The sequence below is a fragment of the Streptomyces phaeolivaceus genome (assembly GCF_009184865.1).
Taxonomy (GTDB): domain Bacteria; phylum Actinomycetota; class Actinomycetes; order Streptomycetales; family Streptomycetaceae; genus Streptomyces; species Streptomyces phaeolivaceus.
The window spans coordinates 4,985,330-4,999,269 of the sequence record NZ_CP045096.1 but is presented as its reverse complement, the minus strand read 5'-3'; the positions used below and the strand labels follow the sequence as shown (position 1 = coordinate 4,999,269).

Annotated in this window: 16 protein-coding genes; 3 read left to right on the top strand and 13 right to left on the bottom strand. The window is 71.6% G+C overall.

The window, feature by feature from the left end; all coding sequences use genetic code 11:
- Positions 1–2 precede the first annotated feature (2 nt).
- The 6 genes from F9278_RS23615 to F9278_RS23590 form a co-directional block, all read right to left on the bottom strand.
- On the bottom strand, positions 3–1,658 hold the full coding sequence (locus tag F9278_RS23615; protein WP_226966889.1) for a proton-conducting transporter transmembrane domain-containing protein: 1,656 nt from the start codon (positions 1,656–1,658) through the stop codon (positions 3–5).
- Positions 1,658–2,359 (bottom strand): hypothetical protein, encoded by a 702-nt coding sequence (locus F9278_RS23610; RefSeq protein ID WP_152170106.1) that lies wholly within the window; start codon positions 2,357–2,359, stop codon positions 1,658–1,660. Before F9278_RS23610 ends, F9278_RS23615 begins: the two co-directional genes overlap by 1 nt.
- The gene (locus F9278_RS23605; RefSeq protein ID WP_152170105.1) at positions 2,359–3,321 is read right to left on the bottom strand and encodes a respiratory chain complex I subunit 1 family protein; all 963 of its coding nucleotides are present in this window, start codon (positions 3,319–3,321) and stop codon (positions 2,359–2,361) included. Before F9278_RS23605 ends, F9278_RS23610 begins: the two co-directional genes overlap by 1 nt.
- Positions 3,318–5,354: a proton-conducting transporter transmembrane domain-containing protein gene (locus tag F9278_RS23600; RefSeq protein WP_152170104.1), complete on the bottom strand. Its 2,037-nt coding sequence runs from the start codon at positions 5,352–5,354 to the stop codon at positions 3,318–3,320. Before F9278_RS23600 ends, F9278_RS23605 begins: the two co-directional genes overlap by 4 nt.
- Positions 5,351–5,833 (bottom strand): NADH-quinone oxidoreductase subunit B family protein, encoded by a 483-nt coding sequence (locus F9278_RS23595; protein WP_152170103.1) that lies wholly within the window; start codon positions 5,831–5,833, stop codon positions 5,351–5,353. The genes F9278_RS23600 and F9278_RS23595 overlap by 4 nt, the downstream gene beginning before the upstream one ends.
- A 216-nt stretch (positions 5,834–6,049) precedes the next feature.
- Entirely contained in the window at positions 6,050–6,400 is a 351-nt protein-coding gene (locus F9278_RS23590) for an ArsR/SmtB family transcription factor (protein ID WP_152174079.1), read from the bottom strand.
- Positions 6,401–6,615: 215 nt separating this feature from the next.
- On the opposite strand from F9278_RS23590, the gene F9278_RS23585 reads away from it, so the two are divergent.
- Both F9278_RS23585 and F9278_RS23580 read left to right on the top strand, forming a co-directional pair.
- On the top strand, positions 6,616–6,801 hold the full coding sequence (locus F9278_RS23585) for a hypothetical protein (protein ID WP_152170102.1): 186 nt from the start codon (positions 6,616–6,618) through the stop codon (positions 6,799–6,801).
- Positions 6,802–6,839: 38 nt separating this feature from the next.
- On the top strand, positions 6,840–7,634 hold the full coding sequence (locus F9278_RS23580; protein WP_152170101.1) for a 2-phosphosulfolactate phosphatase: 795 nt from the start codon (positions 6,840–6,842) through the stop codon (positions 7,632–7,634).
- A gap of 11 nt (positions 7,635–7,645) precedes the next feature.
- Here F9278_RS23580 and F9278_RS23575 read toward each other — a convergent pair whose 3' ends face one another.
- The 7 genes from F9278_RS23575 to F9278_RS23545 all read right to left on the bottom strand — a co-directional run bounded on the left by F9278_RS23575 (position 7,646) and on the right by F9278_RS23545 (position 12,851).
- On the bottom strand, positions 7,646–8,059 hold the full coding sequence (locus F9278_RS23575) for an anti-sigma factor antagonist (RefSeq protein WP_152170100.1): 414 nt from the start codon (positions 8,057–8,059) through the stop codon (positions 7,646–7,648).
- Positions 8,060–8,095: 36 nt separating this feature from the next.
- Positions 8,096–8,524 (bottom strand): ATP-binding protein, encoded by a 429-nt coding sequence (locus tag F9278_RS23570; RefSeq protein ID WP_152170099.1) that lies wholly within the window; start codon positions 8,522–8,524, stop codon positions 8,096–8,098.
- A complete protein-coding gene (locus tag F9278_RS23565) occupies positions 8,521–8,931 on the bottom strand; it encodes a pyridoxamine 5'-phosphate oxidase family protein (RefSeq protein WP_152170098.1) in 411 nt (136 codons plus the stop codon). The genes F9278_RS23570 and F9278_RS23565 overlap by 4 nt, the downstream gene beginning before the upstream one ends.
- On the bottom strand, positions 8,928–10,661 hold the full coding sequence (locus F9278_RS23560) for a SulP family inorganic anion transporter (RefSeq protein ID WP_152170097.1): 1,734 nt from the start codon (positions 10,659–10,661) through the stop codon (positions 8,928–8,930). The genes F9278_RS23565 and F9278_RS23560 overlap by 4 nt, the downstream gene beginning before the upstream one ends.
- Positions 10,658–10,999, bottom strand: coding sequence for an ArsR/SmtB family transcription factor (locus F9278_RS23555; RefSeq protein WP_152170096.1), 342 nt, complete (start codon positions 10,997–10,999; stop codon positions 10,658–10,660). Before F9278_RS23555 ends, F9278_RS23560 begins: the two co-directional genes overlap by 4 nt.
- A 227-nt stretch (positions 11,000–11,226) precedes the next feature.
- Complete coding sequence (locus tag F9278_RS23550) at positions 11,227–11,586, bottom strand: zinc ribbon domain-containing protein YjdM (RefSeq protein ID WP_152170095.1); 360 nt, start codon at positions 11,584–11,586, stop codon at positions 11,227–11,229.
- 143 nt (positions 11,587–11,729) lie between these two features.
- Positions 11,730–12,851, bottom strand: a complete 1,122-nt coding sequence (locus tag F9278_RS23545) for a lipid II:glycine glycyltransferase FemX (RefSeq protein WP_152170094.1) — start codon at positions 12,849–12,851, stop codon at positions 11,730–11,732.
- Between the two features lie 167 nt (positions 12,852–13,018).
- On the opposite strand from F9278_RS23545, the gene F9278_RS23540 reads away from it, so the two are divergent.
- Complete coding sequence (locus tag F9278_RS23540; protein WP_152170093.1) at positions 13,019–13,921, top strand: LLM class flavin-dependent oxidoreductase; 903 nt, start codon at positions 13,019–13,021, stop codon at positions 13,919–13,921.
- Positions 13,922–13,940 lie beyond the last annotated feature (19 nt).

Below are 13,940 nucleotides of genomic sequence, written 5' to 3'. Positions count from 1 at the left end.
GGTCAGGGCCTTTCGAGGACGGCGGCGGCCTGGGTGAGCAGGTCGCCCAGCGGGCCGGTGGCGATGCCGAGGGCGGCGCAGGCCATGAGGCCGAGAACCAGCGGCCACAGGGCGGAGGGGCTTTCCCCGGATGGCTCCCCGGGGCCGAGCAGCATCCGGGCGGTGCGGGTGGCCAGCGCCGCGAAGGCGATCAGGACCAGCAGGAGGGCGGCGGCCGTGACCCAGCTCAGCCCGGCTCCGGCGGCGAATCCGGCGCGGGCGATGCCCAGTTCGGAGGCGAAGAGGCTGAACGGCGGGAAACCCAGCAGCGCCACCACTGCCAGCCCGAACAGCGCGCCCAGCCAGGGTGACTGGGCGAGCAGCCCGCGGACGCGTCCGATCTTCGACGTGCCCCGTAGCTGCAGGATCCGGCCCGAGGCGCAGAACGCGGTGGCCTTGGCCAACCCGTGCCCGGCGATGTGCAGCAGCGCGGCGGACAGGGCGAGCGGGCTGCCGATCGCTGCGGCCAGGGCGATCAGGCTCATGTGCTCCATGCTGGAGTAGGCCAGCATCCGCTTGTAGTCGCGCTGGGCCAACAGCAGGCCGGCGGCGAGGGTGAGGGTGAGCAGCGCGATGCCGGCCAGCAGGACGCGGGTGAAGTCCGGGCCGAGGGCCGCGTCGGCGATGACGCGGTAGCGCAGGATCGCGGCGAAGGCCACGGCCAGCAGCACCCCGGACATCAGCGCCGAGACCGGGGCCGGGGCCTGGCTGTGCGCGTCGGGCAGCCAGGCGTGCAGCGGCACCAGGCCCGCCTTGGCGCCGTATCCGAGGATCACCAGGCTGATGCCGAGCCGGGTGACCGCCGGGTCGAGGCGGTCCGCACGGGCCACCAGAGTGGGCCAGTCCAGCGCCCACGCCTCGGAGATGCCTGCCTGCCGGGCCGCATAGTAGAGGAGCACGGTGCCCAGGAAGGCGAGCGCGATGCCGGCCGAGCAGAGCACCACGTACTTCCAGGCGGCCTCGACGGAGGTGCGGGTGCGGCGGTGGCCGACGAGGAACGCCGTGACGACGGTGGTCGCCTCGATCGCCACCCACAGCACGCCGAGGTTGCCGGTGACCACGGCCAGGCACATCGCGCCGAGGAACGTCTGGACCAGCATGTGGTAGCGCCACACGGTCCACGCCGTCGCGCTCCCGGCGGCCCGCTCCGCCGCCAGATGGGCGGGCGCCGAGGCACAGGCGATGAAGGCGACGGCGCCGACGACCAGCAGCATCCAGGCCGTCAGCGCGTCGGCACGCAACAGCCCGGAGTACGCGGACACGGACCCGCTGTCGACGCGATCCGCGGCCAGCAGTGCCGCGCAGGTGAGGATCACCGTCGGGGAGGCCAGTGCGGCCCAGTCAGACGGGTGGCGTGCCCGCGCCGAGGAGGCAACGGCCGACTTCCCGGGTGGGGAGGCGTCTGCCACTTCTCCCCTGGGCGAGACGCTCGTAGCGCCTTGGGCAGTGACCACAGCGGCTTTCTCCGCACGCTGTGGACGGCGGTCCTGCGCCCGCCGGACCGTCGGCAACCCGCGGGGCAGCTCATGCCTGACGGACCCGGTGAGCGCGTACCCGGCGGCCACGGCCAGCGGTACGGCGGCGGGCGCGGTGAGGAACAGCGCGGTGGCGGCGGTCATCAGTCGTGCAGCTCCCGCAGGTCGTCGATGTCGGTGGTGCCGAACGCCTCCCGCACCCGCACGGTGAGTACCTGCAGGACCAGGACGGCGAGCAGCACGTCGAAGGAGACGCCGAGTTCGACGATCAGCGGCACCCCGGAGGCGGCCAGGAAGGCGGTCGCGGTGATGCCGTTGTCCAGCAGCAGGAAGCCGACCACCTGAGCCAGCGCGCGGCGCCGGGTGACCAGGACGAAGAAGCCGATCAGCACGACGGCCAGGCCGACCGGCAATGCGCGGGTCGCCGGGGTCGGATCCAGCTCGACCAGGGGGCGGGCGACGGCGTAGGCGAGGAGGGTCAGCGCGGCGGCGGTCAGCAGTGAGGCGGCGACGTTGACCAGCGGCTGGGTCTCGCGCGCCTCCTCGCTCCCGCCGTGTCCGCCGAGCCCGCCGTCCCGCTCGGCGACGAACGCTTTGAGGGCGCGGCGGATCAGGTACGGCAGCAGGCCGGCCCGCAGCGCGCCGATTCCCACCGCCACCACGATCAGGCCCCACCGGTTCTCGTGCAGTCCCAGCAGCAGGGCGATCGCCGCGAGTGCGACGCCCTGGAGGGCGAAGAGCCGGACGATCGCGGCGAGTTCGCGCCGCCACAGCACGACCACCGCGGCCAGCAGGAACGCCCCGCAGGCCAGATTCAGCAGTTGTGTGAACAGGCCCTCGCTCATCACTGTCCCCCTTCTCCGCCCAGGAAGTACGAGGCCGTCACCGCGAGCAGCGCCAGCAGGAAGGAACCGGCGAGGAGTTCGGGCACGCGGAACAGCCGTAGCTTGGCCCAGAACACCTCGGCAGCCGCCAGCGCCATCCCCAGGACCATCACCTTGAGCACGACGAGCAGCAGGGCGAGCAGCACGGCCGCGAGCGAGGCGCTGGTGGCGATGCCCCATGGGGCGAACAGCGAGGCCAGCAGGCCCAGCAGCACGGTGAGCCGCAGGTGGGACCCGAACTCGACCAGGGCGAGATCGGGGCCGGCGTATTCGAGGACCATGGCCTCGTGGACCATGGTCAGTTCCAGATGGGTGGAGGGGTTGTCTACCGGCAGCCGCCCTGTCTCGGCCAGCACCGCCACCGCGAGCGCGGCGATCGCCAGCAGTCCGGCCGGGGAGGTGAGGCGGGCCGGCTGGTCGGCGGCGCCGGCGACGATGACGGGCAGGTTGGTCGACCCGGCCGGTATCGACAGCGCGAACACCGCCATCAGGATGGTCGGCTCGACCAGTGCGGCGATGGTCATTTCCCGGGAGGCGCCCATGCCGCCGAAGGCGGTGCCGGTGTCCAGGCCCGCGAGCGCCAGCGCCATCGTGCCCAGCGCCAGCAGCGCCACCACCACGATCAGGTCCGCCCGCGCCCGCACTGGCGTGTTGGTGGAGATCAGCGGCACCAGTACGGCCAGCACCAGCGAGGTGGCCACCAGCACCAGTGGCGCCCATCGGAAGGCGGGCCCGGTGCCGACCGGGGTGATCGGTTCCTTGCGCAGCAGTTTGCGCACGTCACGCCACGGCTGCAGCACCCCGGGCCCGGCCCGGCCTTCCAGACGGGCCCGGGTCTGCCGCATCAGCCCCGTCAGCAGCGGTGCCCCGACCGCCACCGCGCCCACCTGGAGGGCGATCGCCACGTATCCGACCGTGTTCACCAGCCCACCACCAACACCACGAGCAGAGTGACCAGCCCGAAGAAGCCGTAGCCGAGGTAGACGTGCACGCTGCCGCCCGCCAGCCGGCGCGCCGACTGCCCGGCGGCGGCCAGCAGATCGAGGACCGGCCGGTACAGGCGGTGTTCGATCCTGTCGGGCACCCGGTTGCGGAAGGCCACCCGCTCCACGAGATACGCCGACTCGCGCACCGGCGTGACGTCCACGTCCTGCTCCGGGGCGAGCACGTCGTCGAAGACCCGCTGCAACGGTTCGGCGAACGAGGTGGCCGTGTAGGCCATGCGCGGCGTCGGCGCCCCGCCCCCGCAGTCCCACAACCTCGCCTGCGTACGTCGCTGCCGGCGCCGCGCCGCCCAGCTCACCGTCGCCATGACCGCGCCCAGCGCCACCACCAGCGCCGCGAGGATCCACAGAGGGGAGAGCACGGCGGACACCTCCTCCAGGCGCACCCGCAGCCCGCCGCCCGTGACCGGCCGTGTCCCGGTGTGCCCGGCCGCCTCCACCGCGCGGTCCAGGCCGTCGGCCAGCAGCCCCGGCACCAGGGCCAGGGCCGCGCACAAGGCGGCGAGCAGGCCCATCCCGGCCAGCATGAGCAGCGGCGACTCCTCGGCCGCCGCAGCCTGTTCGCCGCGCGGCCGGGCGAAGAAGCCCACGCCGAGCGCCTTGACGAACACCGCCGCCGCCAGCCCCGCCGACAACGCGATCACCGCCACCGCCAGCGGCAGCACGATCGCCGTGGTCACCCCGGGCACCGCCAGCCCGTGGATCATCGACTGCAGCAGCAGCCACTCGCTGATGAACCCGTTCCCGGGCGGCAGCGCCACCGCGCCCAGCGCACCGACCGCGAACAGCCCCGCCGTGACCGGCATCCGCGCCCGCAGCCCGCCTAAAAGGTCCAGGTTCCGTACTCCGGTCGCGCGCAGCACCGAACCCGCCGCCGTGAACAGCAGGGCCTTGAACGCCGCGTGGTTGACCACGTGCAGCAGCGCGGCGGCCAGCGCCAGACCGGCCAGTGCGTCGTTCCCGGCGTGGGCGAACAGCCCGGCCGCACCCACACCGAGCACGACGAGACCCATGTTCTCGCTGGTCGAGTAGGCCAGCAGCTGCTTGAGATCCGAGGCCATCGCGGCCTGCAGGATCCCGTACACCGCCGACAGCCCGCCCATGGCCATCACCAGCAGCCACCACCAGGCCGGTCCCCCGCCCAGCAGACCGAACCCGACGCGGACGAGGCCGTAGACGCCGAGGTTGACCATGGCCGCACTCATCAACGCCGAGACGGCGCTGGGCGCTTCGGGATGCGCGCGGGGCAGCCAGGCGTGCAACGGCACCAGGCCCGCCTTCGACGTGAACGCCACCGCCGTCAGCACGAAGACCAGCCCGCGCACGGTCGGCGACATCCCCGCCGTGCCGGTGCGCAGGGCGGCGAAAGTCTCGCCCCCGGCCTCAGCCGCGTACACGGACAGGCCCGCGAGGAGCAGGACGAGCCCCAGGTGGGTCATCACCGCGTACCAGAGTGCCGCTTCCCGTACGGCGGGCCGGGCGCGGTGCTCGGCCAGGACGAGCAGCAGCGAGGTGAGCGCCATCAGCTCCCACAGCAGCAGGAACGTCGACACCGAGGCCGCTGTCGGAACCATCAGCAGGGTCAGTGCGAACAGCGGCAGGGCCGCCTGCGCGCCCCGCGAGCCGAGGCCGTGCGGGCCGTGCCCGGCCACATAGCCGATGCCGTAGACGGCCACCGCCGCCACCACGGCTCCGGCGACCGCCATGAACAGTCCGGACAGGGCGTCCACCTCGAAGTGCGCCCCGGCCAGCGGGAGCAGCCCGGATACCTCGGCCGACCAGCGGCTTCCGCCCAGTGCAGCCACACCCGCCGTGCCACCGGCCACCCCCACACCCGCCGTCAACATCCCCGTCACCCCGCCGCGCACCCGCTGCGGCAGGACCAGCCCGGCCGCCCCACCCGCCACGCCCAGTCCGGTGGCCGTCGCGAGGGCGGCCGGGATCGAGCTCACCGGCCGGTCACCCTCCGCAGCGCCGCCACGATCTCGTCCGGCCGAGGCGGACATCCGGGCACCGCCAGATCCACCGGGACGACATCGCAGACGGCGCCCTCGACGCCGTAACCGCCCGCGAACTCACCGCAGTTGATCGCGCAGTCGCCGACCGCGACCACCAGTCGCGGCTCGGGCATCGCGGCGACCGTGCGCCGCAGCGGCTCGGCCATGTTCCGCGTCACCGGTCCGGTCACCAGCGCCACGTCGGCGTGCCGGGGCGAGGCCACCAGCCGGGCCCCGTAGCGTTCGGCGTCGTAGACCGGGTTGAAGGCGCCCGCGATCTCGATCTCGCAGCCGTTGCAGGAGCCCGCGTCCACGCAGCGCACCTGCACCGAGCCGCCGAACTCCTTGGCTGCGGGCGGCTGTTCGCCCTCCGGCCTGGGCGGGGCGGGCTCGGCCACCCGCCCGGTGTCGCGGATCTTGCGCAGCAGACTCATGACCGCCCCTCTCCCGTCGTCGGTGAGGACTTGCTTCCGCCGGTGGCTAACGGGTTCTCCCGAAGCCGGAGTTACGCTACTTTTCCCATGTTTTGCTAAGTTCGCGTCGTCTTGTCAATGCTCGACGGGCCGGGATCCGCGGGGTGAAGGCGGCCGCCTCCCGCACCATAGAGCGCTGTCAACTCGCGGGAGACGGCCACCGCTTGAGGGCCGTCGCTAGGACGGCGGTTTCGCCTCCGTCCGCGCGGCCTGAAGATCGGCCAGCAGTTCGGCCTGCCCGGCCAGTACCCCGGACAGGATGGTGCGGGCGACCCTGAGCAGCTCGGCGATGTGCGGGCTGGTCAGCGAGTAGTACACGGTCGAGCCCTCCTTGCGGGTCACCACCAAATTCGCCCGGCGCAGCACCGCGAGCTGCTGCGACAGGTGCGCCGGCTCGATGCCCACCTCGGGCAGCATCTCCGCGACCGCGTGCTCGCGCTCGCTCAGCAGCTCCAGCACCCGGATGCGGGCCGGGTGGCCGATCGTCTTGAAGAACTCGGCCTTCAGTTGGTACAGCGGCGTACTCATCGTGCCGTCGCCTCCCCGGGACAGCAGTCCGGCCGCACCGGCCGGTCCTCGACCCATCGCATCCACCTACTCGTCAACAACATGGGCCCCATCCTCACGTGCGGCGACGGCCACACCGAATCCGCGCACGAGAACAGAGCCGCCCGAAACCAGCGGTGACGACCTCAACAATTGCTAAGATTAGCAAGTCCATACGTGATGTGAGGGAGGCTTGCGTGAGAATCATCCCGCTGCGCGGCCCCGGGATCGCCTGGTACAAGTGCCCCGCATGCCGCCTCAAGTGCCGGCCCACCGCCGTCAGTCCGGATGGCTCCTGCCCCCGGTGCGGGTACTCCCACATGATGCGGCTGTCCTTCGGCGGCCGGTCCAACGCGTCCGCGCCGGACGGCGACCGGAGCTGACCCGCGCACGGCACACGGATCCGCGAAGGGGGTGGGGCATGGGTGACTGGGCCGTCCAGTCCGGCAGCGGGATCCGCTTCGAGTGGGGGCCTGCCGGAGCGGGCCGCCTCGCCGGGAACGCCGCCTGTCTGGTCGTCGTCGACGTACTGTCCTTCACCACAGCGGTGAGCGTCGCCGTCGCGCAGGGCATCCGGGTGCTCCCGTTCTGGCTGCCGGAGGGCCCCACCGCCCCGACCGCGCGGGCCGCGGCACAGAAGGCCGCCGGCGTCTACGCGCGCCAGTCCGGTGCGCGGCTGGCCGTCGCACGCCGCGCCGTCACGCCCGATAGTCCCTGGTCCCTGTCTCCGGCCCATCTGCGTGCCGCCCCGTTCGTCGCGCGCCTGGTGCTGCCGTCTGCGAACGGTGCGGCCATCGCGGCGGCCGCACCGCCGGGGGTGCGGGTGGTCGCCGCCTGTCTGCGCAACATCACCGCGGTCGGCAGCTGGCTCACCGCCCGCGGCTACGGCACCCCCCAGCGTCCGGTGGCCGTGATCGCCGCGGGCGAGCGATGGCCGGACGGCACCCTGCGCCCCGCGCTGGAGGACCTGCTGGGCGCCGGCGCCCTCATCTCCGATCTGCACGCCCAGGGCGCGGGACCGCTGTCCGCCGAGGCAGCCGCCGCGAAAGCGGCCTACGAGGGCACCGCCGACCTCACGCACACGGTCGCCGCCGGCGCCTCCGGCCGTCAGCTGGCCTCCACCGGCTTCGCCACGGACGTGGCCATCGCCACCGAGGAGGACAGCTGCACCGTCGTACCCGTACGGGACGGTGACGGCGCCTTCGCCTCCGGCTGAGATCGGCGAGGTCACTCTCCGGCGTCGTCTGCGGTCGGCCACCCTGTCGCCCGCCACTCGTGGCGGCCCTCCGCCGGCTCGCCGTGCCGCATGCTGTGGGCCGCGAGCGCACCGGCCAGATCGCTGTGTACGGGGATGGACGGGCAGTCCGCGTCAGGCACGAGGGAGCCGTCCGCGGGGATCGCGGCCAGCTCCAGACTGCGGCCCGCCGCAGCGAGACGACGCGCGGCATCGATGATCGCCAACTGCCCCTCGGCCGACCAGCTGCCCAGCTCGGCCAGGTCGACGATGACCGGACCACTCCCACGTCCCACCACCCAGCCGATGGCACCGGCAAAACGATGGACGGCGTCCGGGCCCAGGAATCCGGAGACGGACAGGACACCGAGATCCTGCTCGGCGGTGTAGCGCCACTCGATGGTCATGGTCGTCAACTTCCTTGCGCGGTCAGCCTGTGTGCTTCAGAGGGGGAGGGTGATCCAGATGCTCTTGCCCTGGCCGTCCGCGTCCCCGCGTACGACGGCCGTGCCGCCCAGGCCGAGGGTGAGTTCCATGACCGTGGCCAGTCCTCCGCTCCCGGTGTCGTTCACCGGCGTGTGCAGCGGCGGTTGGTAGGGGTGGCGGTCGTGGACGGCGAAGGCCAGGCAGTCCGCGCCAGCCGCGTAGATCACGGTCACCTCCGGCGAGAGCAGGGCGGCGTGCCGCACGCTGTTGGTGACCAGCTCGCCGAGTATCAGCAGGGCCGGGTCGACTGCGGGGTGACGCAGGCTGATCCCCCACTCGGTCAGCGCCCGCTCGGCGGTCTGCCGGGACAGCCGGACGGCGGACGGCGCGGTGGGCAGGGTGAGGACATGCCGGTGGGGCAGGGCTTCGAGCCGTGTAGAACTCAACGCTCCGTCCCCCGGGCCAGCCGGAAGCCGGAGACGGTCTGGGGATGGATCCGCACGATCGTGTCGTGTGGGCCGTACGTCCAGCCGGTGAGCGTACGGCGATAGTGGGCGGCCTCGTTCGGATCGGTGATCACCTCGGCGGGCCCGGCCACCGTCACCGTCCAGCCCGTGCCGGTCGCGGCACGCACCTCGTCCACCTGGTACGTCGCCGTCAGCGGGACCGCCGCCGCCTGCACCGGAGCGCGCACCACCAGGCGGCCGTACTCCCACGTGTGCCGGCCGGGCCGAATGACGGTCAGGTCCCGCTGCGTGTACACCAGCCGCCCCAGCGCGCTGCCCTCCAGCAGCCACAGGGCCTCCGCGCCGGAGACCTCAACCATTCGCAACGATGCAGGCGGTGTGCTCATCCGACGGTTTCCTCTGTTTCCTCACTGACGGGCCGGGACCTCTGGGCGGGCAGCGGCGGCATCACACCGGCGCACTCCAGATACGTGCGCGCGCCCTGGATCGCCTCCGGCGTGGTGGCGTACTCGCGCCCCTCCCGACACAGGAGCTCCAGCGCGCCGACGGAGTCCAGGACCTGACGCTGGCCCGCGCGTATCCCCGAGGTCATCACGACGATGCCGCGCCGGTTCAGCTTCTCCACCACGTCCTTGAGGACCAGGGCGCCGGTGGCGTCGATGGTGGTCACCCGGGACATGCGCAGGATGATCACGCGGACGTCGGCGACCTCGGCCAGCTCCAGCAGGAAGCGGTGGGCGGCGGCGAAGAACAGCGGCCCGTCGATCCGGTAGGCCACGATGTGCTCGGCCAACAGGGCGTGTTCCTCGGCGCTGTGGTCACCGCGGTCGAGGGGAACCTCTTCGAGGCGGGCCTGCTTGGCGACCGCGCGCAGGGCGAGGGCTCCCGCGACCATCAGACCGATGATCACGGCGTAGACGAGGTCGAGGGCGAGCGTCGCGGCGGCGGTGAGGACGAGGATCAGTGCGTCGGAGCGGGTGGCCTTGGCCATCGCCTTGAGCGAGCCGACCTCGACCATGCGGATGGCGGTGGCCAGCAGCACACCGGCGAGCGCGGCGAGCGGGATCCTGGAGACGAGGGGTGCCGCCGCGAAGACGATCACCGCGAGGACCGCGGTGTGGACGAGGGAGGCGAGCCGGGAACTCGCGCCGGTGCGGACGTTGACCGCGGTGCGGGCGATCGCGCCGGTCGCCGGAACACCGCCGAACAGCGGGGCGGCGATGTTGGCCAGCCCCTGGCCGAACAATTCCCGGTCGGGGTCGTGCTTCTGACCAACTGTCATGCCGTCGGCCACGGAGGCCGACAGCAGCGACTCCAGCGCGGCCAGCGCAGCCACCGCGACCGCCGGGGCGAGCAGAGTGCCGAGCGAGCCGAGGTCGAGGAAGGAGAGGGAGGGCGCAGGCAGGCCGGACGGCAGGTCACCGATCGGCTTGGCCGCATCCAGGCCGGCGAGCTGCGCCACGATCGTCGCCGCGATCACCGCGAGGATGGAGAAGGGGATCGTAGGCCGCCAGCGGGCCCCGATCAGCATGACGGCGGCGACCGCCACGGCGAAGGCCGAGGCAGTCCAGTTCGGGTGCTGCGCGAACTCCTGAAGCGCGTGCCAGGTCACCACCAGGACGCGGTCGCCCGCGGGCTTGGGTACGCCCAGGGCGTTCGGGATCTGCTGCAGTCCGATCACGCAGGCGATGCCGAGGGTGAAGCCCTCGACGACGGGGGCGGGCACGTACCGCATGTACTTGCCGGCCTTCAGCACCGCCAGCGTGACGAGCATGACGCCGGCCATCAGCCCGACGGTCAGCACCCCGCCCGGCCCGTACTCGGCGACGATCGGCACCAGCACCACCGTCATCGCACCGGTCGGCCCGGACACCTGCAGATTCGATCCGCCGAAGATCGCGGCGAGCGCACCGGCGATGACCGCGGTCGCCAGCCCGGCCTCGGCGCCGAGGCCGGAGGAGACGCCGAAGCCGAGCGCGAGCGGCAGCGCGACGACCGCCACGGTGAGACCGGCCAGCAGGTCCCGGCGCGGGTTCCGGCGCATCTCCGCCAGATCGGCACGGCCGGGCAGCAGCGAAGTGAACCGGGCCCCGGCCCGGCCGAAGGAGCTCCTCATCGCGCGACGGCCTCGGCGTCCCGCAGCTCGGCCAGCAGCTCGTTCTGCCCGGTGAGCATCTCGGTCAGAATCCGGCGCGCGGCCCCCATCAGGTCCGCGACGTCCCCGCTCGCCAGCGCGTACACCACCGTCGATCCCTCGCGCTTCGAGCTGACGATGCCCGAGCGGCGCAGCACCGCAAGCTGCTGCGACAGGCTGGAGGGCTCCACCTCGATCGCGGCCAGCAATTCCCGTACCGGCGTCGGCCCGTCCTGCAACAGCTCCAGCACCCGTATGCGTACGGGATGCCCCAGCATCCGGAAGAACTCGGCCTTGGCCTGATACAGCGGAACGGACACGGATTCCTCGACTTCCCGACAGCGCCCCACCCGGAGCAGACCTAAAGGCTGCGCCCGCGGCCTCCGGCGACGGACACAGCCGACACAGCATCTAATGAATTGCGAAATTTTGCAATTCAGCATCCTGTTGCAGCCTGGGTGATTGTCCTATGGGCACGACGGCAGGCCGGGCAGCGGGGGCGGCTGCCGGCCGACGAGTGGGGCCGGTCGCCCACACCAGTCGCGGATCAGGCTTTCTTGACCACGCTGGACTTGAGCTGCATCGCCCCGAAACCGTCGATCTTGCAGTCGATGTCGTGGCCGTCGACACCGTCGACCAGCCGGATGCCGCGCACCTTGGTGCCGGCCTTGATGCCCGAGGGGCTGCCCTTGACCTTGAGCGCCTTGACGACGACCACGGTGTCGCCGTCCTGGAGCACATTGCCGACGGAGTCCTTGATGACCTGCTCCCCGGCGCCGCCCTCACCCGCCGCACCGCTCTCGGCGGGAACCCATTCGTGGCCGCACTCCGGGCACACCACAAGGGCGTTCATCTCGTAGGTGTACTCACACGAGCACTTCGGGCAGGGAGGAAGATTCTCGAGCATCCCGTCAGGGTATCCGGCCCGAGCGTCTGTCCCGACGGACGAGAAAGGCCCCCGGTGGCATCCCTTCGAAGAGGGAACCGGAACCGCCGGATAGCGCCTCCAGGGCCGTTCCCCCCGATCACGATCGGCCGCCTGCCGCAGGCTCAGCGTCGGGACATGTAGAGATCGAGGGCCTTGTGCAGCGCCTTGTTGAGCGGAAAGTCCCACTCGCCGAGGTATTCGACGGCCTCGCCGCCGGTGCCGGACTTGAACCGCAGCAGTCCCAGCAGGTGGTTGCTCTCCTCCAGGGTGTCGGTGATGCCGCGGAAGTCGTAGACACCGGCGCCGAGCGCGTGGGCATCGGTCATCATCCGCCACTGGATGGCGTTGTTCGGCTGGACCTCGCGCTTGCGGCTGGTGGAGGCGCCGTAGGAGTACCAGACGTGCTCGCCGACGGTCAGCATCGTGGCCGCCGCAAGCACCTCGCCCTCATGGTGGGCGAGGTAGAGGCGCATGCGGCCGGGGTCCTCAACTGTCAGCGCGGTCCACATGCGCTGGAAGTAGGCCAGCGGGCGGGGCATGAACCGGTCGCGCTCGGCGGTCTCCACGTAGATGTCGTAGAAGGCGGGCAGGTCTTCGTATTCGCCTTGGACGACCTTGACGCCGGCCTTCTCCGCTTTCTTGATGTTGCGGCGCCATTGCTGGTTGAGGCCCCGCTGGATCTCGTCCAGGGACCGCCCGGCGAAGGGCACTTGGAAGACGTAGCGCGGCTGGCCCGCGGCGAAGCCGTCCTCGCCTCCGGGCTCGGTCTGCTGCCAGCCCATCCGGCGCAGCCGGTCGGCGATGTCGAAGGCCCGTGGCTCGTGCACGGTCGCCTCCACGTCCCGCAGCCGCCCCGACTGCGGGTCGGCGATCGCCACCTTGACCGCCTCGGCACTCCAGCGGCGGGCCACCACGGGCGGCCCCATCTTCACCGAGAACGCCCCCTGCTCCTTCAAGTACGCGAGCATCGGCTCAAGCCACCGCTGAAGATCCGGCGCAGCCCAGTCGATGACCGGCCCCTCGGGCAGGTAGGCGAGGTACCGCTTCAGCTTCGGCAACGGCCGCAGCAGTACCAGTCCCACGCCGACGAGACGGTTGCTCTCGTCGAACCAGCCCAGGCTCTCCGCCCGCCAGTCCGGCTTCACATCGCCCCACGAGGGAACCTGCATGTGGCTCACCGAGGGCCGGGCCCGGACGAAGGCCAGATGTTCCTCACGTGTGATCGCCTTCAGGTGAAAGCTCATGCGCAGCACTCCTTTGGTCGACGCACAAGCCTACTGAGGCGTACGGCACGTCCAGGTCCTTCGTGCACACGCTGTCGTCGTGCAAACATCCGTTGGACAGATAGGCAGAGGTCGGCGCTGCCTCCGGTGGCCCGCGGTTCAGCGAGCACCACCGTAGGCTCCGAGGTATGAGTCTGCGCCTGAGCACCGTGATCCTTCCATACCGCCGCTGGCACGAGGGCGGGCGTTCGGCCTGGTCACGGGCCGAGCAGCTCGGCTTCCACGCGGCGTACACCTACGACCACCTGTCCTGGCGCAGCTTCCGCGACGGCCCGTGGTTCGGTGCGATCCCGACGCTGACCGCCGCCGCGGCCGTCACCGAGCGGCTGTGCTTGGGAACCCTCGTCACATCGCCTAATTTCCGTCACCCGGTGACTCTCGCCAAGGAGTTGATCTCTCTGGACGACATCTCCGGCGGTCGGGTAGCGCTCGGCATCGGCGCGGGCGGCGTCGGCTTCGACGCCACCGCGCTGGGCCAGGACCCGTGGACACCCCGGGAGCGGGCCGACCGGTTCGCCGAGTTCGTCCAGCTCCTCGACCGGCTGCTGAGTGAGGACTCAGTGTCGTACGAGGGCGACTTCTACTCGGCGCACCAGGCGCGCAACATCCCGGGTTGTGTGCAGCGCCCCCGGCTGCCCTTCGCGGTCGCCGCGACCGGGCCGCGCGGACTGCGCCTCGCGGCGCGGTACGGGCAGGCATGGGTGACCACGGGCGACCCCAAGCTGTACGAGAACGGCACCTCCGAGCAGTCGGTCGAGGCTATCCGCGGTCAGGTCGAGAAGCTGGCCGACGCGTGCGCCGAGATCGGCCGGGACATGGACGGGCTCGACAAAATCCTGCTCACCGGGTTCACCCCGGACCGCGGCCGGCCGCTGGAGTCTCTCGACGCGTTCGTGGACTTCGCGGGCAGGCACCGGGAACTGGGTTTCACAGAGATCGTGATCCACTGGCCCATCCCCGATTCGGACTTCGCTGCGGACCAGAAGGTCTTTGAGCAGATCGCCATGGAGACGCCAGCACAGCTGGGCTGAGTGTCACCCGTAGGGGCCG